Origin of the sequence: Streptomyces sp. NPDC051064 (genome assembly GCF_044455985.1) — a bacterium.
Taxonomy (GTDB): Bacteria; Actinomycetota; Actinomycetes; order Streptomycetales; family Streptomycetaceae; genus Streptomyces.
Genome location: NZ_JBITFK010000002.1, coordinates 257,961 through 281,033 on the forward strand (window position 1 = coordinate 257,961; position 23,073 = coordinate 281,033).

At 68.4% G+C, this 23,073-nt stretch carries 29 protein-coding genes; 24 read left to right on the forward strand and 5 right to left on the reverse strand.

What is annotated here, in order from left to right; genetic code table 11:
* Positions 1 to 29 precede the first annotated feature (29 nt).
* The 20 genes from rplN (at position 30) to truA (ending at position 11,974) form a co-directional block, all read left to right on the forward strand.
* The gene (gene rplN / locus ACIBCU_RS07965; RefSeq protein ID WP_003974257.1) at positions 30 to 398 is read left to right on the forward strand and encodes a 50S ribosomal protein L14; all 369 of its coding nucleotides are present in this window, start codon (positions 30 to 32) and stop codon (positions 396 to 398) included.
* 2 nt (positions 399 to 400) lie between these two features.
* Positions 401 to 724 (forward strand): 50S ribosomal protein L24, encoded by a 324-nt coding sequence (gene rplX / locus ACIBCU_RS07970; protein WP_362935034.1) that lies wholly within the window; start codon positions 401 to 403, stop codon positions 722 to 724.
* Positions 724 to 1,281: a 50S ribosomal protein L5 gene (gene rplE / locus ACIBCU_RS07975; RefSeq protein ID WP_073718383.1), complete on the forward strand. Its 558-nt coding sequence runs from the start codon at positions 724 to 726 to the stop codon at positions 1,279 to 1,281. Before rplX ends, rplE begins: the two co-directional genes overlap by 1 nt.
* A 2-nt stretch (positions 1,282 to 1,283) precedes the next feature.
* Positions 1,284 to 1,469 (forward strand): type Z 30S ribosomal protein S14, encoded by a 186-nt coding sequence (locus ACIBCU_RS07980; RefSeq protein WP_003948630.1) that lies wholly within the window; start codon positions 1,284 to 1,286, stop codon positions 1,467 to 1,469.
* A gap of 221 nt (positions 1,470 to 1,690) precedes the next feature.
* Positions 1,691 to 2,089: a 30S ribosomal protein S8 gene (gene rpsH / locus ACIBCU_RS07985; protein WP_104788302.1), complete on the forward strand. Its 399-nt coding sequence runs from the start codon at positions 1,691 to 1,693 to the stop codon at positions 2,087 to 2,089.
* A gap of 21 nt (positions 2,090 to 2,110) precedes the next feature.
* Entirely contained in the window at positions 2,111 to 2,650 is a 540-nt protein-coding gene (gene rplF, locus ACIBCU_RS07990; RefSeq protein WP_147959075.1) for a 50S ribosomal protein L6, read from the forward strand.
* A 3-nt stretch (positions 2,651 to 2,653) separates the two neighbouring features.
* Entirely contained in the window at positions 2,654 to 3,037 is a 384-nt protein-coding gene (rplR, locus tag ACIBCU_RS07995; RefSeq protein ID WP_033297607.1) for a 50S ribosomal protein L18, read from the forward strand.
* A gap of 47 nt (positions 3,038 to 3,084) precedes the next feature.
* Complete coding sequence (gene rpsE / locus ACIBCU_RS08000; RefSeq protein ID WP_014047793.1) at positions 3,085 to 3,687, forward strand: 30S ribosomal protein S5; 603 nt, start codon at positions 3,085 to 3,087, stop codon at positions 3,685 to 3,687.
* Positions 3,687 to 3,869: a 50S ribosomal protein L30 gene (rpmD, locus tag ACIBCU_RS08005; protein WP_214920405.1), complete on the forward strand. Its 183-nt coding sequence runs from the start codon at positions 3,687 to 3,689 to the stop codon at positions 3,867 to 3,869. The genes rpsE and rpmD overlap by 1 nt, the downstream gene beginning before the upstream one ends.
* Before the next feature lies 1 nt (position 3,870).
* A complete protein-coding gene (gene rplO, locus ACIBCU_RS08010) occupies positions 3,871 to 4,326 on the forward strand; it encodes a 50S ribosomal protein L15 (protein WP_014047794.1) in 456 nt (151 codons plus the stop codon).
* 223 nt (positions 4,327 to 4,549) lie between these two features.
* A complete protein-coding gene (secY, locus tag ACIBCU_RS08015; protein ID WP_362935031.1) occupies positions 4,550 to 5,869 on the forward strand; it encodes a preprotein translocase subunit SecY in 1,320 nt (439 codons plus the stop codon).
* Positions 5,869 to 6,528, forward strand: a complete 660-nt coding sequence (locus tag ACIBCU_RS08020) for an adenylate kinase (RefSeq protein ID WP_399230042.1) — start codon at positions 5,869 to 5,871, stop codon at positions 6,526 to 6,528. Before secY ends, ACIBCU_RS08020 begins: the two co-directional genes overlap by 1 nt.
* Before the next feature lie 123 nt (positions 6,529 to 6,651).
* The gene (gene map, locus ACIBCU_RS08025) at positions 6,652 to 7,488 is read left to right on the forward strand and encodes a type I methionyl aminopeptidase (protein ID WP_104788307.1); all 837 of its coding nucleotides are present in this window, start codon (positions 6,652 to 6,654) and stop codon (positions 7,486 to 7,488) included.
* Between the two features lie 189 nt (positions 7,489 to 7,677).
* Positions 7,678 to 7,899, forward strand: a complete 222-nt coding sequence (gene infA / locus ACIBCU_RS08030) for a translation initiation factor IF-1 (protein ID WP_003956442.1) — start codon at positions 7,678 to 7,680, stop codon at positions 7,897 to 7,899.
* A gap of 60 nt (positions 7,900 to 7,959) precedes the next feature.
* On the forward strand, positions 7,960 to 8,073 hold the full coding sequence (gene rpmJ, locus ACIBCU_RS08035) for a 50S ribosomal protein L36 (protein ID WP_003956441.1): 114 nt from the start codon (positions 7,960 to 7,962) through the stop codon (positions 8,071 to 8,073).
* 197 nt (positions 8,074 to 8,270) lie between these two features.
* Positions 8,271 to 8,651, forward strand: coding sequence for a 30S ribosomal protein S13 (gene rpsM, locus ACIBCU_RS08040; RefSeq protein WP_014047799.1), 381 nt, complete (start codon positions 8,271 to 8,273; stop codon positions 8,649 to 8,651).
* A gap of 104 nt (positions 8,652 to 8,755) precedes the next feature.
* Positions 8,756 to 9,160: a 30S ribosomal protein S11 gene (rpsK, locus tag ACIBCU_RS08045; RefSeq protein ID WP_003956432.1), complete on the forward strand. Its 405-nt coding sequence runs from the start codon at positions 8,756 to 8,758 to the stop codon at positions 9,158 to 9,160.
* Between the two features lie 137 nt (positions 9,161 to 9,297).
* A complete protein-coding gene (locus ACIBCU_RS08050; RefSeq protein ID WP_024491600.1) occupies positions 9,298 to 10,320 on the forward strand; it encodes a DNA-directed RNA polymerase subunit alpha in 1,023 nt (340 codons plus the stop codon).
* A gap of 217 nt (positions 10,321 to 10,537) precedes the next feature.
* Complete coding sequence (rplQ, locus tag ACIBCU_RS08055) at positions 10,538 to 11,041, forward strand: 50S ribosomal protein L17 (RefSeq protein WP_362935024.1); 504 nt, start codon at positions 10,538 to 10,540, stop codon at positions 11,039 to 11,041.
* 78 nt (positions 11,042 to 11,119) lie between these two features.
* Entirely contained in the window at positions 11,120 to 11,974 is an 855-nt protein-coding gene (truA, locus tag ACIBCU_RS08060; protein ID WP_362935021.1) for a tRNA pseudouridine(38-40) synthase TruA, read from the forward strand.
* Here the strand turns inward: truA and ACIBCU_RS08065 are convergent.
* A complete protein-coding gene (locus ACIBCU_RS08065; RefSeq protein WP_399230046.1) occupies positions 11,943 to 13,829 on the reverse strand; it encodes a hypothetical protein in 1,887 nt (628 codons plus the stop codon). The genes truA and ACIBCU_RS08065 overlap by 32 nt on opposite strands.
* Before the next feature lie 70 nt (positions 13,830 to 13,899).
* A complete protein-coding gene (locus ACIBCU_RS08070) occupies positions 13,900 to 14,751 on the reverse strand; it encodes a hypothetical protein (RefSeq protein WP_399230048.1) in 852 nt (283 codons plus the stop codon).
* 67 nt (positions 14,752 to 14,818) lie between these two features.
* Here ACIBCU_RS08070 and ACIBCU_RS08075 point away from each other — a divergent pair, with 67 nt between their 5' ends.
* From ACIBCU_RS08075 to glmM, 4 genes are all read left to right on the forward strand, one after another.
* Complete coding sequence (locus ACIBCU_RS08075) at positions 14,819 to 16,438, forward strand: ATP-binding cassette domain-containing protein (protein ID WP_362935012.1); 1,620 nt, start codon at positions 14,819 to 14,821, stop codon at positions 16,436 to 16,438.
* 227 nt (positions 16,439 to 16,665) lie between these two features.
* A complete protein-coding gene (gene rplM, locus ACIBCU_RS08080; protein ID WP_030914195.1) occupies positions 16,666 to 17,109 on the forward strand; it encodes a 50S ribosomal protein L13 in 444 nt (147 codons plus the stop codon).
* A 45-nt stretch (positions 17,110 to 17,154) separates the two neighbouring features.
* Positions 17,155 to 17,682, forward strand: coding sequence for a 30S ribosomal protein S9 (gene rpsI, locus ACIBCU_RS08085; protein ID WP_362888532.1), 528 nt, complete (start codon positions 17,155 to 17,157; stop codon positions 17,680 to 17,682).
* A 219-nt stretch (positions 17,683 to 17,901) separates the two neighbouring features.
* Positions 17,902 to 19,260: a phosphoglucosamine mutase gene (gene glmM / locus ACIBCU_RS08090; protein WP_362935009.1), complete on the forward strand. Its 1,359-nt coding sequence runs from the start codon at positions 17,902 to 17,904 to the stop codon at positions 19,258 to 19,260.
* A 30-nt stretch (positions 19,261 to 19,290) separates the two neighbouring features.
* Here the strand turns inward: glmM and ACIBCU_RS08095 are convergent, their stop codons facing one another.
* From ACIBCU_RS08095 to coaA, 3 genes are all read right to left on the reverse strand, one after another.
* Entirely contained in the window at positions 19,291 to 20,844 is a 1,554-nt protein-coding gene (locus ACIBCU_RS08095) for a PH domain-containing protein (protein ID WP_399230051.1), read from the reverse strand.
* Between the two features lie 123 nt (positions 20,845 to 20,967).
* Positions 20,968 to 21,936, reverse strand: a complete 969-nt coding sequence (locus tag ACIBCU_RS08100; RefSeq protein ID WP_362935003.1) for a DUF389 domain-containing protein — start codon at positions 21,934 to 21,936, stop codon at positions 20,968 to 20,970.
* An 18-nt stretch (positions 21,937 to 21,954) separates the two neighbouring features.
* Positions 21,955 to 22,947 carry a type I pantothenate kinase gene (gene coaA / locus ACIBCU_RS08105; protein WP_399230053.1) on the reverse strand — a complete coding sequence of 331 codons (993 nt, stop codon included), beginning with the start codon at positions 22,945 to 22,947 and terminating at the stop codon, positions 21,955 to 21,957.
* Between the last annotated feature and the right edge of the window lie 126 nt (positions 22,948 to 23,073).

Genomic DNA, 23,073 nt, shown 5'->3' on the forward strand with positions numbered 1-23,073 from the left:
GGGAACCGGCAGACGATCAGGAGATAGACGTGATCCAGCAGGAGTCGCGACTGCGCGTCGCCGACAACACGGGTGCGAAGGAAATTCTCACCATCCGTGTTCTCGGTGGCTCGGGTCGCCGCTACGCGGGCATCGGTGACGTCATCGTCGCCACCGTCAAGGACGCGATCCCCGGTGGCAACGTGAAGAAGGGTGACGTCGTCAAGGCGGTCATCGTTCGCACCGTCAAGGAGCGTCGTCGCCCGGATGGCTCGTACATCCGCTTCGACGAGAACGCCGCTGTCATTCTCAAGAACGACGGCGACCCCCGCGGCACCCGTATCTTCGGCCCGGTGGGCCGTGAGCTGCGCGAGAAGAAGTTCATGAAGATCATCTCGCTCGCGCCGGAGGTGCTGTAAGCATGAAGATCAAGAAGGGCGACCTGGTTCAGGTCATCACCGGTAAGGACAAGGGCAAGCAGGGCAAGGTCATCGTTGCCTTCCCCGCTCAGGACCGCGTCCTCGTCGAGGGTGTCAACCGGGTCAAGAAGCACACCAAGGCCGGTCAGACGGCTCGCGGTTCGCAGACGGGTGGCATTGTCACCACCGAGGCCCCGATTCACGTCAGCAACGTACAGCTGGTCGTGGAGAAGGACGGCAGCAAGGTCGTCACCCGCGTCGGCTACCGCTTTGACGACGAGGGCAAGAAGATCCGCGTTGCCAAGCGGACCGGTGAGGACATCTGATGACGACCACCACTGCGCCGCGTCTCAAGACGCGCTACCGCGAGGAAATCGCCGGCAAGCTGCGTGAGGAGTTCTCGTACGAGAACGTCATGCAGGTCCCCGGTCTGGTCAAGATCGTGGTCAACATGGGTGTGGGCGACGCCGCCCGCGACTCCAAGCTGATCGACGGTGCCGTCAAGGACCTCACCACGATCACCGGCCAGAAGCCCGCCGTCACGAAGGCCCGCAAGTCGATCGCGCAGTTCAAGCTGCGCGAGGGGCAGCCGATCGGCTGCCACGTCACCCTCCGTGGTGACCGCATGTGGGAGTTCCTGGACCGTACGCTGTCGCTCGCGCTTCCGCGTATCCGTGACTTCCGTGGTCTGTCGCCGAAGCAGTTCGACGGCCGTGGCAACTACACCTTCGGTCTCACGGAGCAGGTCATGTTCCACGAGATCGACCAGGACAAGATCGACCGGGTCCGGGGCATGGACATCACCGTGGTCACCACGGCGACCAACGACGACGAGGGTCGTGCCCTGCTTCGTCACCTCGGCTTCCCGTTCAAGGAGAACTGACCGTGGCGAAGAAGGCTCTGATCGCTAAGGCCGCCCGTAAGCCGAAGTTCGGCGTGCGCGGTTACACCCGCTGCCAGCGCTGCGGCCGGCCCCACTCCGTCTACCGCAAGTTCGGCCTGTGCCGCGTGTGCCTTCGTGAGATGGCTCACCGTGGCGAGCTGCCGGGCGTGACCAAGAGCTCCTGGTAATCCTCCTTCGCCCTCGGGCGTCGTAGGACCAGAAAGCTCTCGGTAAGTATCCGGTCGGCAGGAGCCCCGCTCTTCATGCCGTAGGCTTGAAGGGTTGGGCGCCTGCCGCCCTGACCGACTTACTACGCCGTAGGTCCCCGCACCGCACCCGTCCCGCCACTGAGTGGGGAGAGGGATGGCGCATACAGGAAACCCCGGCGAGAGAGGCCGAAGGCCAACTCATGACCATGACTGATCCCATCGCAGACATGCTCACGCGTCTGCGTAACGCGAACTCGGCGTATCACGACGATGTTTCGATGCCGCACAGCAAGATCAAGTCGCACATCGCGGAGATCCTCCAGCAGGAGGGCTTCATCACCGGCTGGAAGGTCGAGGACGCCGAGGTCGGTAAGAGCCTCGTTCTCGAGCTGAAGTTCGGGCCGAACCGCGAGCGTTCGATTGCCGGCATCAAGCGCATCTCGAAGCCGGGTCTGCGTGTATACGCAAAGTCCACCAACCTGCCGAAGGTTCTCGGCGGCCTGGGCGTGGCGATCATCTCCACGTCCCACGGTCTCCTGACCGGCCAGCAGGCCAGCAAGAAGGGCGTAGGTGGGGAAGTCCTCGCCTACGTCTGGTAGTCGGGAACGGAGGAACAGCTCATGTCGCGAATCGGCAAGCTCCCCATCCAGGTTCCCGCCGGTGTGGACGTCACCATCGATGGCCGCACGGTCGCGGTGAAGGGCCCCAAGGGTTCCCTCTCGCACACCGTCGCAGCGCCGATCGAGGTCACCAAGGGTGAGGACGGCGTGCTCAACGTCGTCCGCCCGAACGACGAGCGTCAGAACAAGGCCCTTCACGGCCTGTCCCGCACGCTGGTGGCGAACATGATCACCGGCGTGACCGCGGGATACAGCAAGGCGCTCGAGATCAGCGGTGTCGGTTACCGCGTCCAGGCGAAGGGCTCCAACCTGGAGTTCGCCCTGGGCTACAGCCACCCGATCCTCATCGAGGCCCCCGAGGGCATCACCTTCAAGGTCGAGTCGCCCACGAAGTTCAGTGTCGAGGGCATCGACAAGCAGAAGGTCGGCGAGGTCTCGGCGAAGATCCGCAAGCTGCGGAAGCCCGACCCGTACAAGGCCAAGGGCGTCAAGTACGCCGGCGAGGTTATCCGCCGCAAGGTCGGAAAGGCGGGTAAGTAAGCCATGGCATACGGTGTAAAGATCGCCAAGGGCGACGCCTACAAGCGTGCCGCCCTCAAGCGTCGCCACATCCGCGTCCGCAAGCACATCTCCGGTTCGCCGGAGAGGCCGCGCCTGGTCGTGACGCGTTCCAACCGCCACATCGTGGCTCAGGTCATCGACGACATCGCGGGCCACACGCTCGCGTCGGCGTCGACCCTGGACACGTCCATCCGTGGTGCGGAGGGTGACAAGAGCGCCCAGGCCAAGCAGGTCGGCGCCCTGGTCGCCGAGCGTGCCAAGGCCGCAGGCGTCGAGGCCGTCGTGTTTGACCGCGGTGGTAACCAGTACGCCGGGCGGATTGCCGCTCTGGCTGACGCCGCCCGTGAAGCCGGGCTGAAGTTCTAAGCCCCGGTTCCAACGCACAGCGGACGTAACAGAGAGAGGTAAATCCAATGGCTGGACCCCAGCGCCGCGGAAGCGGTGCCGGTGGCGGCGAGCGGCGGGACCGGAAGGGCCGTGACGGTGGCGCTGCCGCCGAGAAGACCGCGTACGTCGAGCGTGTCGTCGCGATCAACCGCGTCGCCAAGGTAGTGAAGGGTGGTCGTCGCTTCAGCTTCACCGCGCTGGTCGTGGTGGGCGATGGTGACGGCACCGTCGGTGTCGGATACGGCAAGGCCAAGGAAGTTCCCGCGGCCATCGCCAAGGGCGTCGAAGAGGCCAAGAAGAGCTTCTTCAAGGTCCCGCGTATCCAGGGCACCATCCCTCACCCGATCCAGGGCGAGAAGGCTGCGGGCGTCGTCCTGCTGAAGCCTGCTTCCCCCGGTACCGGTGTGATCGCCGGTGGCCCGGTGCGCGCCGTTCTGGAGTGCGCCGGCGTTCACGACATCCTGTCGAAGTCGCTCGGTTCTTCGAACCCGATCAACATCGTGCACGCGACCGTGGCGGCCCTCCAGGGCCTGCAGCGTCCCGAGGAGATCGCGGCCCGCCGCGGTCTGCCCCTCGAGGACGTCGCCCCCGCGGCTCTGCTCCGTGCGCGTGCGGGAGCGGGTGCGTAATGGCTCGCCTCAAGATCACGCAGACGAAGTCGTACATCGGCAGCAAGCAGAACCACCGCGACACCCTGCGTTCGCTCGGGCTCAAGCGCCTGCACGACGTGGTTGTCAAGGAGGACCGCCCCGAGTTCCGCGGAATGGTTCAGACCGTCCGCCACCTCGTGACGGTTGAGGAGGTTGACTGACATGGCGGAGAACAGCCCGCTGAAGGCCCACAACCTCCGGCCTGCCCCGGGCGCCAAGACCGCCAAGACCCGTGTGGGTCGTGGTGAGGCGTCCAAGGGTAAGACCGCAGGCCGTGGTACCAAGGGTACGAAGGCTCGTTACCAGGTTCCGGAGCGCTTCGAGGGTGGCCAGATGCCCCTCCACATGCGTCTCCCGAAGCTCAAGGGCTTCAAGAACCCGTTCCGCACGGAGTACCAGGTCGTGAACCTGGACAAGCTCGCGACGCTCTACCCCGAGGGTGGAGAGGTCACGGTGGCCGACCTGGTCGCCAAGGGCGCTGTGCGCAACAACCACCTCGTCAAGGTCCTCGGACAGGGCGAGATCTCCGTGGCGCTGCAGGTTTCGGTTGACGCCGTCTCCGGCTCCGCCAAGGAGAAGATCGCCGCCGCCGGCGGCACCGTCACCGAACTCGTCTGAGACAACTCGGACAGGGCTGTGGCCTGAACACCCGACCGGGGATGCCTCTCATTTGGGGCATCCCCGGTTGGTCGTTCCTAGGGGGCATGTACGCCGGTAAGGTGGCGTGCACTGTTGCTGTGGTAAGTCCTGGGCAAACGCCCGGGGTCCTTTGACTGTTACGTAATCGTCGATCCTCAAGACCGTCACCTCACGCTTTTGCGCGGGGGTCGCAGGAGGCACCGTGCTCACCGCGTTCGCCCGGGCGTTCAAGACGCCCGACCTGCGCAAGAAGCTGCTCTTCACGCTCGGCATCATCGTGCTCTACCGTCTCGGTGCGCACATTCCCGTACCGGGGGTGAGCTACGAGAACGTCCAGACCTGTGTTGACCAGGCCAGTCAGGGCAACAACAGCCTGTTCGGTCTGGTGAACATGTTCAGCGGTGGTGCACTGCTGCAGATCACGATCTTCGCGCTCGGCATCATGCCGTACATCACGGCCAGCATCATTCTCCAACTGCTGACCGTCGTCATCCCCAGGCTCGAAGCCCTCAAGAAGGAGGGGCAGTCGGGCACGGCCAAGATCACGCAGTACACGCGTTATCTGACCGTCGCGCTGGCCATCCTCCAGGGCACCGGCCTCGTGGCGACCGCCCGCAGCGGCGCGCTCTTCAGCGGCTGCTCCGTCGCCGACCAGGTCGTTCCGAACCAGTCGATCTTCACGACCATCGTCATGGTGATCACCATGACCGCCGGTACCGCCGCCGTCATGTGGCTCGGTGAGCTCATCACCGACCGCGGCATCGGCAACGGCATGTCGATCCTGATGTTCATCTCGATCGCCGCGAGCTTCCCCGGCGCCCTGTGGGCCATCAAGCAGAGCGGCAAGCTGGCCGACGGCTGGATCGAGTTCATCACGGTCATCCTCGTCGGCTTCGTGATGGTCGGCCTCGTCGTCTTCGTCGAGCAGGCCCAGCGGCGCATCCCCGTCCAGTACGCGAAGCGGATGATCGGGCGCCGGTCCTACGGTGGTACGTCCACTTACATCCCGCTGAAGGTGAACCAGGCGGGTGTGATTCCCGTCATCTTCGCTTCTTCGCTGCTCTATATCCCTGCTCTAATCGTTCAGTTCTCCAACTCCACCGCGGGCTGGGCGACCTGGATTCAGGACCACTTCGTCAAGGGCGACCACCCCTACTACATCGCGACGTACTTCCTGTTGATCGTGTTCTTCGCATTCTTCTATGTGGCGATCTCGTTCAACCCCGAGGAAGTCGCGGACAACATGAAGAAGTATGGTGGCTTCATCCCGGGTATCCGGGCAGGTCGACCTACTGCCGAGTATCTGAGCTACGTGCTCAACCGGATCACTTGGCCGGGCTCGCTGTACCTGGGTCTGATCGCTCTGGTGCCGACGATGGCGTTGGCAGGCTTCGGTGGCGCTAACCAGAACTTCCCGTTCGGCGGGACGAGCATCCTGATCATCGTGGGTGTGGGTCTGGAGACCGTGAAGCAGATCGAGAGTCAGCTCCAGCAGCGCAATTACGAAGGGTTCCTCCGCTGATGCGAATCGTCCTCGTCGGGCCGCCCGGTGCCGGCAAGGGAACGCAGGCTGCGTTCCTTGCCAAGAATCTGTCGATTCCGCACATCTCCACGGGCGACCTCTTCCGCGCCAACATCAGCCAGGGCACCGACCTTGGCAAGCAGGCCCGCGCCTTCATGGACGCGGGACAGCTGGTGCCGGACGAAGTCACCATCGCGATGGCCAAGGACCGCATGTCCCAGTCGGACGCCGAGAACGGCTTCCTCCTGGACGGCTTCCCCCGCAATGTGGGGCAGGCCGCGGCACTCGACGAGATGCTGCACAGTGAGGGCGTCAAGCTCGACGCGGTTCTTGACCTCGAGGTCCCCGAGGACGAGGTGGTCAAGCGCATCGCCGGCCGCCGTATCTGCCGTAACGACAGCGCGCACGTCTTCCACGTGACGTACAACCCGCCGACGACCGAGGGCGTCTGCGACGCCTGCGGCGGCGATCTGTACCAGCGGGACGACGACACCGAGGAGACGGTCCGTACCCGTCTCGAGGTCTACCACACGCAGACCGAGCCGATCATCGACTACTACCGGTCCCAGGGCCTGGTCGTGACGATCTCCGCGCTCGGCAAGGTCACCGAGGTGACCGAGCGGGCCATGGAGGCCCTCAAGAAGTCCGACGAGGGCTGAACCGCCCCGTAGAACCACGCAGCCGGCCGCGGCGCCCTCGGGCGTCGCGGCCGACTGTTTTGGCGCCGTATCGTGGAGTACGGCTTCAACCGTTTCCCTCCGTACGCAGAGAGGCGCCGCGCAATGGTGCAGATCAAGACCCCCGAGCAGATCGCGAAGATGCGCGAGGCGGGCCTCGTGGTCGCTGCCATTCACGCCGCCACCCGTGAGGCGGCCGTCCCCGGCGCCACGACGAAGGACCTGGACGAGGTCGCCCGCAAGGTGATCGCCGACCACGGCGCGAAGTCGAACTTCCTGGGTTACGGCGGATTCCCCGCGACGATCTGCACCTCGGTCAACGAGGTCGTCGTCCACGGCATCCCGGACGAGAAGACCGTCCTGAAGGACGGCGACATCATCTCGATCGACGCCGGCGCGATCATCGACGGCTGGCACGGCGACGCGGCGTACACGGCCTTCGTGGGCACCGGTCACGCCCCGGAGCTCGTCGAGCTCTCCCGGGTGACCGAGGAGTCGATGTGGGCCGGGATCGCCGCGATGAAGGTGAACAACCGGCTCGTCGACATCTCGAAGGCCATCGAGTCCTACATCCGCCGCCAGCCCCGCCCGGCGACCGGCAAGTACGGGATCATCGAGGACTACGGCGGCCACGGCATCGGCACCGAGATGCACATGGACCCGCACCTCCTGAACTACGTCTCGCGCAAGCGCGGCAAGGGCATCAAGCTGGTCCCCGGCGTCTGCCTGGCCATCGAGCCGATGGTCTCGCTGGGCACCGCGCAGACGAAGGTCCTCGCCGACGAGTGGACGGTCCTCACGACCGACGGCACCTGGTCCTCGCACTGGGAGCACTCGATCGCCCTCACGGAACAGGGCCCGCTGGTCCTGACCTCCCCGGACTGCGGCCGGGCGAAGCTCGCCCAGTACGGCGTGGAGGCCGCGCCCGACCCGCTGGCCTGACGCTCCGGCCTGACGCTCACCAGGACTGTCCGGCTGATCCGTGTCTAAGGATCAGAGGAAGTGGGCAAACTTGACGGATTCGTCTTTTGGCATCCGCTGACGTAGACTGACTCGTCGGCTCTCGTGCATCCGTGTGTCTTCATGCGGCAGGCGTGAGTCGATCAAGGTAGCCGATTCGAAAGGCGAAGCGTGGCCAAGAAGCAAGGTGCCATCGAAATTGAGGGCACCGTGATCGAGTCCCTCCCGAACGCCATGTTCAAGGTGGAACTCCAGAACGGTCACAAAGTCCTCGCGCACATCAGCGGCAAGATGCGGATGCACTACATCCGCATCCTCCCGGATGACCGGGTCGTCGTGGAGCTGTCTCCGTACGACCTGACGCGTGGCCGGATCGTCTACCGGTACAAGTAGATCTTGCCGCCATCCCGCTTCGGCGTGGTGAGGGCACTGACCCGGAGAACCTGACATCCCATGAAGGTCAAGCCGAGCGTCAAGAAGATCTGCGACAAGTGCAAGGTGATCCGCCGTCACGGCCGGGTCATGGTCATCTGCGACAACCTGCGCCACAAGCAGCGCCAGGGCTGACGCACGACCACCTGCATCTCGCAGCTCTTCGCGCGACGCACGTACACGTACATACGCAGAGCCCGTCCAAGCCTCGGCTGACGACACCTCCGGCGGGGGCCGGAGACCCGGGCGTACCACCTCTTCCCACGCGGACGAGGTCGGCGTTCGGGAGTGGTACTGCGGAAGACCCCCGAAATAACAACTGGAGCCATTGAATGGCACGCGTTTCAGGTGTTGACATCCCGCGCGAAAAGCGCGTGGAGGTTGCCCTCACCTACGTCTTCGGTATCGGGCGCACCCGGTCCAAGGAGATCCTCGCCACCACCGGCGTGAACCCGAACACCCGCGTTCGTGACCTGGCCGAAGAGGACCTGGTCAAGATCCGCGAGTACGTCGACGCCAACCTTCGCACCGAGGGTGACCTTCGCCGCGAGATCCAGGGCGACATCCGCCGCAAGATCGAGATCGGCTGCTACCAGGGCATCCGGCACCGTCGCGGTCTGCCGGTCCACGGTCAGCGCACCAGCACGAACGCGCGTACCCGCAAGGGCCCGCGTCGCGCCATCGCCGGTAAGAAGAAGCCGGGCAAGAAGTAGTCCTCAGCGGACGCACTGCGGATCTCCGGACATCCGGGGCCCGCAGCAACCAGCGGTCTTCGCTGTAGGACCGATCACCTCCCCTCTCCATCTGGAGTCAAGACATGCCCCCCAAGGGTCGTCAGGGCGCAGCCAAGAAGGTGCGTCGCAAGGAAAAGAAGAACGTCGCTCACGGGCACGCCCACATCAAGAGCACGTTCAACAACACCATCGTCTCGATCACGGACCCCTCGGGCAACGTGATCTCCTGGGCCTCCGCCGGCCACGTCGGCTTCAAGGGCTCGCGCAAGTCCACCCCCTTCGCCGCGCAGATGGCCGCCGAGTCGGCCGCCCGCCGGGCGCAGGAGCACGGCATGCGCAAGGTCGACGTCTTCGTGAAGGGTCCGGGCTCCGGCCGCGAGACCGCGATCCGCTCCCTCCAGGCCACGGGCCTCGAGGTCGGTTCGATCCAGGACGTCACCCCGACGCCGCACAACGGCTGCCGTCCGCCGAAGCGCCGCCGCGTCTGATCCGCCACGGCCGGTGACGGCCGTGCGTCAGTAGCGTTGGATCCGGGCGGTATGTCCTTCCCAGGGCGTGCCGCCCGTATCCTTGTTTCATCTGTCGGGCATCAAATAGTGGGTGCCCACGACTGAAGGATTCCTTCATGCTTATCGCTCAGCGTCCGTCGCTGACCGAAGAGGTCGTCGACGAGTTCCGCTCCCGGTTCGTGATCGAGCCGCTGGAGCCGGGCTTCGGTTACACCCTCGGCAACTCCCTGCGTCGCACCCTCCTCTCCTCGATCCCCGGTGCCGCTGTCACCAGCATCCGGATCGACGGTGTCCTGCACGAGTTCACCACCGTGCCGGGCGTCAAGGAGGACGTGACCGACCTCATCCTCAACATCAAGCAGCTGGTCGTCTCCTCGGAGCACGACGAGCCGGTCGTGATGTACCTGCGCAAGCAGGGTCCCGGCCTGGTCACCGCTGCTGACATCGCCCCGCCGGCCGGTGTCGAGGTCCACAACCCGGACCTGGTCATGGCCACGCTCAACGGCAAGGGCAAGCTGGAGATGGAGCTGACCGTCGAGCGCGGTCGCGGCTACGTCTCGGCCGTCCAGAACAAGCAGGTGGGCCAGGAGATCGGCCGTATTCCGGTCGACTCCATCTACTCGCCGGTGCTCAAGGTCACGTACAAGGTCGAGGCGACCCGTGTCGAGCAGCGCACCGACTTCGACAAGCTGATCGTCGACGTCGAGACCAAGCAGGCCATGCGTCCCCGTGACGCCATGGCGTCGGCCGGTAAGACCCTGGTCGAGCTGTTCGGTCTGGCGCGCGAGCTCAACATCGACGCCGAGGGCATCGACATGGGCCCGTCCCCGACGGACGCCGCGCTCGCCGCCGATCTGGCTCTGCCGATCGAGGAGCTCGAGCTCACGGTCCGTTCGTACAACTGCCTCAAGCGTGAGGGCATCCACTCCGTGGGTGAGCTCGTCGCCCGCTCCGAGGCGGACCTGCTCGACATCCGCAACTTCGGTGCGAAGTCGATCGACGAGGTCAAGGCGAAGCTGGCCGGTATGGGCCTCGCGCTCAAGGACTCGCCTCCCGGCTTCGACCCGACCGCCGCCGCGGACGCCTTCGGCGCGGACGACGACGCGGACGCCGGTTTCGTGGAGACCGAGCAGTACTGATCGCCTCCGGCGGGGGTGCCCGGACTTTCCGGGCGCCCCTGTGCAGGACAGAGGGCTTGTCCTCAATCGCCGGACCGGCTCGATTGTGGCCGGCGTCCGCTGAAAATCGGACGGCCTGAGAGCTCCGGCGACGTAAGAGACTTCCGCGGGGCGGCCGCCTCGCGGGAACTGACACCGGTACCTGATACGGCCGGTGCAGCACACAAGGAGAAAAACCATGCCTCAGCCCGCCAAGGGTGCCCGTCTGGGCGGCAGCGCTGCGCACGAGAAGCTTCTTCTCATCAACCTCGCGAAGTCGCTGTTCGAGCACGGCCGCATCACCACGACCGAGGCCAAGGCACGTCGCCTGCGTCCGGTCGCCGAGCGTTTCATCACCAAGGCGAAGAAGGGCGACATCCACAACCGTCGCCTGGTGCTGCAGTCGATCACGGACAAGGGCATCGTGCACACGCTCTTCACCGAGATCGCCCCGCGGTACGAGAACCGCCCCGGTGGTTACACCCGCATCACCAAGATCGGCAACCGTCGTGGCGACAACGCCCCGATGGCCGTCATCGAGCTGGTCGAGGCGCTGACCGTGGCCCAGCAGGCCACCGGTGAGGCCGAGGCCGCGACGAAGCGCGCCGTCAAGGAAGACGCCCTCAAGAAGGACGAGGCTCCGGCCGAGACCGTCGAGGACGCCAAGCCGGCCGACGCCGCTGAGGAGTCCAAGGACGCCTGAGCGTTCTGAGACCCAGGTACGGGCCCGCATCACCCTTCGGGGCGGTGCGGGCCCGTTCGGTTTTGAGAGGATCTGCGGGTGAGTGACGAGGCAGAGCCCGGCTTTGTACGGGTACGGATGGACCTTTCCTACGACGGCAAGGACTTCTCCGGCTGGGCGAAGCAGACCAGCAGGCGCACGGTGCAGGGCGAGATCGAGGACGCGCTGCGCACCGTGACGCGGTCGTCGGTGACGTACGACCTGACGGTGGCCGGGCGCACGGACGCCGGGGTGCACGCGCGCGGGCAGGTGGCGCACGTCGACCTGCCGGCCGAGGTGTGGGCCGAGCACGAGGAGAAGCTGCTGCGGCGGATGGCGGGGCGCCTGCCGCTGGACGTACGGATCTGGCGGGCGGCCGAGGCCCCCGCGGGGTTCAACGCGCGTTTCTCCGCGCTGTGGCGGCGTTACGCGTACCGCGTGGGGGACCGGCCGGGCGGTGTGGACCCGCTGACCCGCGGCCATGTGCTCTGGCACGACCGGCCGCTGGACCTGGACGCGATGAACGAGGCGGCCGCCCTGATGGTGGGGGAGCACGACTTCGCGGCGTACTGCAAGAAGCGTGAGGGTGCGACGACCATCCGTACGCTCCAGAAGCTGCACTGGGTGCGGGACGCGGAGTCGGGTGTGCTGACGGCGACCGTGCAGGCCGACGCGTTCTGCCACAACATGGTGCGGGCGCTGATCGGGGCGGCGCTGTTCGTCGGGGACGGGCGCAGGCCGGCCGGGTGGCCTGCCGAGGTGCTGGCGGCCAAGGTGCGGGACCCGGCGGTGCACGTGGTGCGGCCGCACGGGCTGACGCTGGAGGAAGTGGCCTATCCGGCCGATGCGTTGCTGGCGGCCAGGGCCCTGGAGGCCCGGAACGTCAGGACGCTTCCGGGGGTGGGCTGCTGCTGACCGGTCTGCGGCGCCAGGCGCGGAGCAGCTTGGCCGCGAAGTACAGGGCGACGGCGGTGGACGCGGTGGAGCGGAACCAGCCGATGTCGGGCGTCCACCAGGCGTAGACCGCCGCCGCGCTGAAGAAGAGCAGTCCGGCCGTGCGCAGGACCCACCAGCGGGCCGGGTGCGGTTCGTCCGGGGCGGGGGCCTCCGGGTGGACGCCCTCCTTGGTGGTCATGGTGTCCCGCATGCCCGCGAGGAAGCCGCGCCGGGCCAGCACCCTGGCCCCGGGGAGCGCGGTGAGGATCTCCTGCTCGCCGCCGTATCCGGCGGGCAGCGGCGGGAGGCCCAGGGCGGCGACGAGCTCTTCCTGGTGGCGGGCGGGATCGCCGGTGGCCCGCAGGATGTGGGCCAGGGGGCGCGGGTCGGTCAGCTTGTACACCCGGGCCAGCGCGGCGGCCGTCGCGCCCGCCTCGGCGTGGTCGGTGGCGGGTGCGGCGGTCTCCCAGGTGTGGTCCGTCACCTTCCTGCCCCGGTGCAGCAGGGTGAAGCTGCTGCGTTCCGGGGTGCGGTGCAGGACCAGGGCGGGCCACTCCTCGGCCGTGGTGAAGTTGTCGGCCGCCGAGGTGAGCGGGTCCTCCGGGAGCAGGGCCGCGCGTTTGCCGCGTACGGGGTCCGGGACGATCTCGACGTACGTGTGATGGCTGCCGGCCGGAGCCGTTCGCAGGCTGTGGCCGCAGATCAGGGCGGCCTGGGCCACCTCGGTGGGGCCGGTGGAGGCGATGGCGACCGAGCGCGGTGCCAGCTCACGCTCCCATTCGGGCGTGCCGGTGGCCGGGGGCTCGGGGGAGGGGCGGAAGAAGGGGATCTTCATCGCCAGCTCGACGCGGGTGTCGGAGCGGGCCTCCAGGAATTCGGCCCGGGGCTCGCCGAAATAGGTCCACGGGAAGGTCGTGGCGTGCACCCCGATACTGCGGAAGGCCGTGAGGGCCTCCTCGTAGCGGTTCATCGACCACAGGACCAGGGCCAGGTGGTTCCGGAAGCCGGCGGCCTCCCGGTCCCCCGGCGCGTAGCTGTCGGACAGAGCCTGGGCGCGGGTCACCGCCGCCTCGGCGCGGGCGGTGTGGTCGGGGCCGGACGTCTCCTCGTCGGCGATCAGGTATTCGACGACGGCCTGGAGCGGCAGCGCGTGGAGCCGGGAGCCGGGAGGTGCCTGGTCGGCCGCGCGCTCGGCGAAGTCGAACATCTCCTCGTGCGAGCCGTACCACTTGTCGCAGAGGTACTGGAGCGCCTGGGTGTGGCAGCCCTCGTGGTGCGGGTCGCGTGCGTTCGCCTCGGCCAGATAGGTGTCGAAGACGTCCCGGGGGGCCTGGATGCCCCGGGCCTGGGTCAGCGCGACGCGCCACGGGACGGGGTCGTCGGGGTTGAGCTCGGCGGCGGCGGATATCACCGGCACCGAGTCCCGCAGCACCGCGTGGAACGCCCGGAACTGGTCGGCCTCGACGTGCTTGGCCCGGGCCCCCGTCCGTATCTGCCAGGCCTGGCAGATGTACTGGTCGGCCTTGACCAGCACGGCGTCGGGATCCTCCGGGGACTCCTCCAGCCAGCTGTCCAGCCAGCCCGGGTGGTGCAGCGAGGCCCGTGCGAGGCGGGTGACACAGGTGTCCCTGCGCTCCCACTGGGCGTGCTCGCGGGTGAGGGCGAGCAGTTCGGCGGCCGGGGCGTGGTCACCCGCCGCGGCGGCGGCGAGGGCCACCCGCAGCGAGGGGTCCGGGGCGTCGAGGACCACGGCCTCGTCCGGGGGCAGACCGGCGCCTGTCGCGTCACTGTGGCGCAGGACGCGCGGGAGGGTGAAGAGGGTGGTCAGACGCACGGCTGCGGGTCCTCGGTCGAGGGGAGGGACGGGGACTGGTGCGTGGGGGGAGGGAGCACAGCACGGGCGGTCAGACGACGGGGGCCCCTGCGGCCGCCGAGGCCTGGACCTCGCCGCGGTGACGGATCTGCCGGAAGGTGAAGTCGGTGAGGTCGTCACCCACCTTGTACGCGTCCTTGGAGGCCGTGGTGACGTTCTTCCCGCTGGTGTAGCCGCCGATCGTGAAGTAGGCGTAACGGCCGTGGGAGTTGGCGGTGCGCCGGCAGACGGATCCGCCGCGGCAGAAGGTGGGGACTCCCGAACCGCTGAGCGAGGCGACTCCGCCGGACGCCTGCTGGGCCGCCTTCCTGGCCTCCGCCTCGGTGCCGAAGACGGCGAGGCCGACGGTGACCGCCACGCCCCCCTTGCTGTATGTCGCGCGGATGACCTGGTCGCAGCCGTTGCTCTCGAGGATCGAGCCGAGCGCGCCCTGGGTCGTCGCGGCGCAGTTCGCCGTACGGGCGGTGGCGCCCTTGGCGTAGACGCGGTCGCCCATGGTCAGCTTCCTGCCGGGGAAGAAGGCGTTGACGTCGACCGGCGCCTTGTCCTTCCTCTCGTCGGCTATGTAGTCCTTCGGGTCCGGCGGGGGCGGCGGTGCCACCGAGGAGAAGGAGGGCTCCGGCACGGAGGTCTCCGAGGGCAGGTCGGCGGGGGCCGGCAGCTCGCTCGCGTTCTTGTCCGACCCGGAGGCCCCGCCTCCGTTCGTCGTGATGACGGCCGTGGCCACGATCGCGGCCACGGCGGCGGTGGCCAGCGCGCCACCGCCGATCATCAGCCACTTCTTGCGCCTGCCGCGTGCCGCGGACGCCTCCGCCAGCGCCGCCCAGTCCGGAGTCCGGCTCTCTCCCGGCCCCCAGGAGGGCCCCCCTTGCCCAAAGCTCATGCGGCGAATCCTAGACCGACCGTAATCCGGTTGGGTCAACGGTTCGCATGCCGTGACAATGCTGTGCATGGGACATCTTGAAGCGGGCCATCTGGAGTACTACCTACCGGACGGACGGGTGCTGCTCGGCGACGCTTCGTTCCGGGTGGCCGACGGCGCCGTCGTCGCCCTCGTCGGCGCGAACGGGGCGGGCAAGACGACGCTGCTGAAGCTGCTCGCCGGAGAGCTCCAGCCGCACGGCGGCTCGGTCTCGGTGAGTGGCGGGCTGGGCGTGATGGCCCAGTTCGTGGGCTCCGTACGGGACGAGCGGACCGTCCGCGACCTGCTGGTGTCCGTGGCCCAGCCCCGTATCAGGGAGGCGGCCGAGGCGGTCGACGCGGCCGAGGAGCGCATCCTCACCGTGGACGACGAGGCCGCGCAGATGGCGTACGCGCAGGCGCTCAGCGACTGGGCGGAGGCGCGGGGGTACGAGGCCGAGACGCTCTGGGACATGTGCACCACGGCCGCGCTCGGCGTCCCGTACGAGAAGGCGCAGTGGCGCGAGGTGCGCACGCTCAGCGGGGGCGAGCAGAAGCGGCTGGTCCTGGAGGCGCTGCTGAGGGGCCCGGACGAGGTGCTGCTCCTGGACGAGCCGGACAACTATCTGGACGTACCCGGCAAGCGGTGGCTGGAGGAGAAGCTCAAGGAGACCCGTAAGACGGTCCTCTTCGTCTCCCACGACCGGGAGCTGCTCTCGCGGGCCGCCGAGAAGATCGTGAGCGTGGAGCCCAGCCCCGCCGGCTCGGACGTCTGGGTGCACGGCGGCGGATTCGGGACGTACCACCAGGCCCGCAAGGAGCGGTTCGCGCGCTTCGAGGAGCTCCTGCGGCGCTGGGAGGAGGAGCACGCCCGGCTGAAGGCGCTCGTCCTGCGGATGCGGCAGCAGGCGGCGAACAGTCCCGACATGGCGAACCGCTACCACGCGATGCAGACCCGCTTCAAGAAGTTCGAGGAGGCGGGCCCGCCGCCGGAGCCGCCCCGCGAGCAGGACATCAGGATGCGGCTGCGCGGCGGGCGGACCGGGGTGCGGGCGGTGACGTGCGCCAACCTGGAGCTGACCGGTCTGATGAAGCCGTTCGACCTGGAGATCTACTACGGGGAGCGGGTCGCGGTCCTCGGCTCCAACGGGTCGGGGAAGTCGCACTTCCTGCGCCTGCTGGCCGGGGAGCCGGTCGCGCACACCGGTGAGTGGAAGCTCGGGGCGCGGGTCGTGCCCGGCCACTTCGCGCAGACGCACGCCCATCCGGAGCTGCTGGGCAAGACGCTCGTCGAGATCCTCTGGACGGAGCACGCCAAGGACCGCGGCGGCGCGATGTCGGTGCTGCGGCGCTACGAGATGGAGCGCCAGGGCGACCAGGCCTTCGAGAGGCTGTCCGGCGGGCAGCAGGCTCGGTTCCAGATCCTGCTCCTGGAGCTGGCCGGCACGACCGCGCTGCTGCTGGACGAGCCGACGGACAACCTGGACCTGGAGTCGGCCGAGGCCCTGCAGGACGGGCTCGAGGTGTACGACGGGACGGTCATGGCCGTCACGCACGACCGTTGGTTCGCGAAGTCCTTCGACCGCTATCTGGTCTTCGGCTCGGACGGGGTGGTGCGGGAGTCCACGGAGCCCGTCTGGGACGAGCGCAGGGTCGAGCGGGAGCGGTAGGGCCGGCGCGTTTTGACCCGTCCCGGGCGGGGCGGGTACTGTCGGGGGTTGTTATACGTATCGGCTTCGTCGTGCTCACGCGAAGAGCCCTTACGTAGGTTCTCTGGAGCAGTTACCAGTGGCTCGCATACGGGCAGCGTTCCCGGCATTGTGAGCCCCAGCTGCATGATCGCTTCAGGGGTGCCATGTGTCTGGACCTCATCCACTGAAGAAGCGAAGGCTACGAAGTGCGCACGTACAGCCCCAAGCCCGGCGATGTCACTCGCCAGTGGCACATCATCGACGCCGAGGACATCGTTCTCGGCCGTCTGGCCACCACGGCTGCGAACCTCCTCCGAGGCAAGCACAAGGCGATCTACGCCCCCCACATGGACATGGGCGACTTCGTCATCATCATCAACGCCGAGAAGGTTCACCTCTCCGGTAACAAGAAGACCCAGAAGATGGCGTACCGCCACTCGGGCTTCCCGGGCGGTCTCCGTTCCGTGCGTTACGACGAGCTCCTCTCGAAGAACCCCGAGAAGGCTGTCGAGAAGGCCATCAAGGGCATGATCCCCAAGAACACCCTGGGTCGTCAGATGCTCTCGAAGCTCAAGGTCTACGCGGGCGACCAGCACCCGCACGCTGCGCAGCAGCCGGTCCCGTTCGAGATCACCCAGGTCGCGCAGTAGTTCCGGCCTCCCCCCTAAGACGTAAAGAAAGATCTGAGGAGAATCGTGGCCGAGACCACTGTTGAGACGCCCGTCGAGGGCACCGAGGGCGAAGAGACCTTCGCCGAGGTGACCACCTTCGAGTCGGAGGTCCCCGTCGAGGGTGAGTACACCTCCGAGTCGCTCGCGGGCCGCTTCGGCGACCCGCAGCCCGCGGCCGGCCTGGGCCGCCGCAAGAACGCCATCGCCCGCGTCCGGATCGTTCCGGGCACCGGCAAGTGGAAGATCAACGGTCGCACCCTTGAGGACTACTTCCCCAACAAGGTGCACCAGCAGGAAGTCAACGAGCCCTTCAAGGTGCTCGAGCTCGACGGCCGCTACGACGTCATCGCCCGCATCTCGGGTGGCGGCGTCTCCGGTCAGGCCGGCGCCCTGCGCCTCGGCGTGGCCCGCGCGCTGAACGAGGCGGACGCGGACAACAACCGCGCCACGCTGAAGAAGGCCGGCTTCCTCTCCCGCGACGACCGTGCGGTCGAGCGCAAGAAGGCCGGTCTCAAGAAGGCCCGTAAGGCCCCGCAGTACAGCAAGCGCTAAATCGCCTGCTCGTCTGCTTCACACGTTCGCCCCGGCGGCACACACCGTGCTGCTGGGGCGTTCGTTTATCAACTCGTGCGGGCGTATAACGGCATAAGACGTTTGCACGTTCATAGGGTCGGTGGCCTCAGGCGCACCCTTCTTTGTTGTGGCTTGCCTCGCTTCGCCCTGTTTTGATTACTTTGGTTTGCGGTTTCGGAGCACCTTCGGAGGACACCAGTGGGACGACTCTTCGGCACGGACGGCGTGCGCGGCGTCGCCAACGCGGACCTGACGGCCGAGCTCGCGCTCGGGCTCTCGGTCGCGGCGGCGCACGTACTGGCCGAAGCGGGCACCTTCGAGGGGCATCGGGCCACCGCGCTGGTGGGCCGCGACCCCCGTGCGTCCGGAGAGTTCCTGGAGGCCGCCGTCGTGGCGGGCCTGGCCAGCGCCGGCGTGGACGTGCTCCGTGTCGGGGTGCTGCCCACCCCTGCCGTGGCGTACCTCACCGGCGCGTTGGGCGCGGACATCGGCGTCATGCTCTCGGCCAGCCACAACGCGATGCCGGACAACGGCATCAAGTTCTTCGCGCGCGGCGGGCACAAGCTCGCCGACGAGCTGGAGGACCGCATCGAGACGGTCTACGAGCAGCACCGCACCGGTCAGCCGTGGAGCCGTCCGACCGGCGCCGGCGTGGGCCGCGTCACCGACTACACCGAGGGCTTCGACCGTTACGTCGCCCACCTCATCGGCGTCCTGCCGAACCGGCTCGACGGACTGAAGGTCGTCCTCGACGAGGCGCACGGCGCCGCCGCCCGCGTCTCGCCCGAGGCGTTCGCCCGGGCCGGGGCCGAAGTCATCACCATCGGCGCCGAACCGGACGGCCTGAACATCAACGACGGCTGCGGTTCCACCCACCTGGAGCTGCTGCGGGCCGCCGTCGTCGAGCACGGCGCGGACCTCGGCATCGCGCACGACGGCGACGCGGACCGCTGCCTGGCCGTGGACGCGACCGGCGCGGAGGTCGACGGCGACCAGATCCTGGCGGTGCTCGCCCTCGCCATGCGCGACGCCGGCATGCTGCGCAAGGGCACCGTCGTCGGGACGGTCATGTCCAACCTCGGCTTCAAGATGGCGATGGAGCGGGAGGGCATCCAGCTCGTCCAGACCGCCGTCGGCGACCGGTACGTCCTGGAGTCGATGAAGGCCGAGGGCTTCGCGCTGGGCGGCGAGCAGTCCGGGCACGTCATCGTCCTGGACCACGCGACGACGGGTGACGGCACGCTGACCGGGCTGATGCTCGCGGCCCGGGTCGCCGCCACCGGACGTACGCTCGCCGACCTGGCGGGTGTGATGCAGCGCCTCCCGCAGATCCTCATCAACGTGCCGGACGTCGACAAGTCCCGCGTGGACACCTCACCCGAGGTGGCCGCCGCGGTGTCCCAGGCCGAGCACGCGCTGGGTGACACCGGTCGCGTACTCCTGCGCAAGTCGGGCACCGAGCCCCTCGTACGGGTCATGGTCGAGGCAGCCGACCTCGAACAGGCCCGCGCCGTGGCCGGGCAGCTGGCCGACGTGGTGAAGTCCGCGCTCGGCTGACACGCGCGCAACTCCCGGAAGGGCCCGGCCTCATGGCCGGGCCCTTCCCGCGTCCGGGGCCGGGGCCGGGCGGCCGTGGGCCAGCTCGTGCAGGATGCGGTTCAGGTCGGCGGGGGCGGCCGCGAGGCGGACCGGCGCGCCCGCGTCGTCGAGCTCGGCGATGTGCCAGCCCCGGGGGACGGCGTCGCCGTCGCCGCCCACCACACGCCGTACGCCCCCGACGGTGAGCCGCTCCACCGGGATCCGTCTCGCCGCGAACCGGCCCGGCCCGGGGTGCGGTGTCACCGCGGGCCCCGCGCCCCCGAGGACTATGTGGGTGCCGAAGCCGTTCGGGTTGTAGTCGGTGTGCTCCAGGAAGCGGGCGGGCAGGAACCGCTCTCCCTGCGTCTCCTCCCTCTCCTCCCCGGCGGCGTCACCGGGCGTAAGGACGCGGGTGGCGCGCCAGGCCCAGGTCAGGAGGGTGAGCGTGGCCACCGAGCCGGCGGCCGCCCACACACCGCCGCCGGGAGAGGTGAGCAGGTCCGTGGGGTGGAGGTAGCAGAGCGGCAGCAGCCACAGCGCCGTACCGGCGAGCACCGCCACGAACGGCAGCGCCGACGGGAGGACTTCGTCGTCGGGCAGTCGTCGCCCGCGCCGTCGGAGCAGTACCCGGGCGCCGGGGCAGCCCGCGCCGAGGAGGCACCCCGCGGCGATGACGGCCGTCTCGCCCGCGCCGGGGAAGTGCTCGCGCCACGTGTGGTGTTCACCGGTGACCTCTCGCACCTGGTGCCGCCAGACGGTCAGTTCCACCGCGTCACCCGGGTGGAATCCGCGGGCCCCCTCCTTCGAGACCCCGAGCCGCTCCAGCGGCCGGCCGTCGGCGAAGTACAGCCGGCTGGACTGCTTTCCCTTTCCCACCTCGACGCGCGCGATCACCGCCCGCTGAGTGCTCAGGCACTCGCCGCGTTCAGCGGCGGGGGTCTCCGCGGTGCACGGCACCGCCGATGTCCACGCCTCCTTCTCCTCCCCGACGACCGGCACGAACCAGGCCGCAAGGCCGGCTCCCGCGAGCAGCAGCACGCACAGGACCGACGCCAGGGCGGAGCTGTGCCCGGCGGAGCGCTTCGTGACGACGGGGGAGTGGTCCGACTCCGGGTGTCCGTGACGGCGGTGCAGCGCGCGGAGTTCCTCCAGCTTCGCGTCGAAGTCCGGACGGTCGTCGCAGGACACACTGATCGGTAGAGGCAGCCGCCACCTGCGTCCGTCACCCAGCATCGCGTCCACACGGCGGAACTCCTGGTTGCGCCCGTACTGGATGTACGTGCGCAGAGAGGCGATGTCGCTCCACGGTACGGTCCGGCGGCGCAGCGGCGTCCGGGAGTGCAGGCCGTACGCGCCGGCGTTCACCCGGGTCGCGGCCATGTACACACCGAGGAAACCGGCCGACGCGCTCGGCAGACCCACGCACACCCATACGCCGAGGGGTCCGGCCCCGAGGACCAGGCCCACGACGGCCAGGACCGTCCCGGCTGTTCCGCCTCCCGCGACGCACCACCGGTAGCGGGTCCGGCCGGGGTGGCAGGTCACTTCCTGGGCGTCGATCATGTCCAGGATCGTGCCACCGGCCGGTCCGGCTCCGCTTGTCGCGTGTTCGGCAGTCTCCGGACGCGCGACGTTGCCGGGCAGACACCCGCCGGCCTCACGGCCGCCGGGGACCGCCCGCCGTCCTCACGGCCGCCGGCGACCACCCTCGGCGCTCTTGTGCACGGGGCTCGCGCGACGTGTCACGTTCCACAGCGCCTTCTGGACCAGCAGGGTCAGGGTGCCCGCGACCACGATGCCGCCCAGGTTGGCCAGCAGCTGCGCCGACGATCCCCAGGTCTGGGCGAAGTCCTGGTAGCTGAAGGCGACCGAGGCGTTGGCGGCGGCCGGCACGGTCGTCACCGAGATCGCCACCCCGATCAGCGCCCCCGACTTCGCCGAGGTCAGCGAGAGCGTCCCCGCGATGCCCGCCAGGAGCGCCACCACGAACGACATCCAGTCCGGGTGCCAGATGAAGCCGGTGTTGGGGCGGTCCGCCGTGACCATCCCGGCGTCGAACAGCCCGAACGCGTCCATCAGCCAGGCGAATCCGGCCGTCAGCACCATCGCCGCGACGAAGCCGCCGATCAGCGCCCACAGCGACCGCGCCACCAGCTTCGGGGCGCGCTGCACCAGGGCCGTGGAGATCCCGGCCAGCGGGCCGAACTCCGGGCCCACCGCCATCGCTCCCACGATCAGGATCGCGTTGTCGAGCATCACACCGCAGGCCGCGAGCATCGTCGCGACGGCGAGGAAGGCCACATAGGTGGCGCTGAAGGTCGACTCCTCGTGCGTCACCTCGCTCAGCTCTTCCCAGAGCACCGCGTCCGCGCCTTCGCCCGGAGCCGCGCGTTCGGCCTCGTCGGCGCGCTTGGAGAGGGTGAGGTCCATGTTCTCGACGGTGATGGAACCGCAGTCGGCGATGCCCATCTTCCGCAGGGAGCCGATGAGTTCGTCACCGGCCTCCCGCGCAACGTCGCACAGGATCACATCGCCCACCGGGCTCCGCGCCGCACCCGTGAGCACCGCGACATGGGCGGTGCCCACGGTCCGGTCGATCAGCCCGAGCACCTCGTCGGTGCGGTCGGCGGGGACGATGAGGCGCAGATGCAGCACGGTGCACCCTTTCCGGGTTCAGAGCTTGCGCAGTGACAGACGCTGGACCTTGTGGTCCGGCCCCTTGCGCAGCACCAGGGTGGCACGGCCCCGCGTCGGTGCGACGTTCTCCAGCAGATTGGGCTTGTTGATGGTCCGCCACATCGTGCGCGCGTAGTCCAGCGCCTCCTCCTCGGAGACCTGGGTGTACTTGCGGAAGTACGAGAACGGGTTCTGGAACGCCGTCTCGCGCAGCCGGCGGAAGCGGTGGAGGTACCACGTCTCGATGTCCTCGGCCTTCGCGTCCACGTACACGCTGAAGTCGAAGTAGTCCGCGAGCCCGACCCTGGTCCGCCCGTCCTTGCCGGGCAGCGCGGGCTGCAGCACGTTCAGCCCCTCGACGATCAGGATGTCGGGGCGGCGTACGGTCAGCCGCTCACCCGGCACGATGTCGTAGATCAGATGCGAGTAGACGGGAGCCGTCACCTCGTCCTTGCCGGCCTTGATGTCCGCGACGAACCGGGTCAGCGCCCGGCGGTCGTACGACTCGGGGAACCCCTTGCGCGACATCAGGCCCTTTGACTCGAGCTCCTTCATCGGCAGCAGGAAGCCGTCGGTCGTCACCAGCTCCACCCGGGGGTGCTCCGGCCAGCGCGCCAGCAGCGCCTGCAGGATGCGGGCGGTGGTGGACTTGCCGACCGCGACGCTCCCGGCGACCCCTATGACGAACGGGGTGCCGCGCTGCTCGCCGTGCCCGTTGCCCGCGTCACCCAGGAAGGTGTTCAGTGCGCCGCGCAGGCCCGAGGTGGCCTGGACGTAGAGGTTGAGCAGCCGGGACAGCGGCAGGTAGACGTCCCGGACCTCGTCGAGGTCGATGACGTCGCCGAGCCCTCTCAGCTTCTCGACCTCCTCGGCGCTCAGCGGCAGCGGAGTCTTGTCACGCAGGGCGCTCCACTCGGCCCGGGTCAGGTCGACGTAGGGCGTCGGCGCGTGCTCGGTGCGGCGGGGGCTCCGTGCGGCTGAGGTGATCACGTACTCATTGTTGCGGGAGTCTTGACGGAGTGGGGGGTGGGGTCGGTCACGTGGGTGTGGGTTCTCCGGCAGGGGAAGCGCACTCGTATGTGGCTCGCCTATAATTTTTTGTACATGACCCACAAC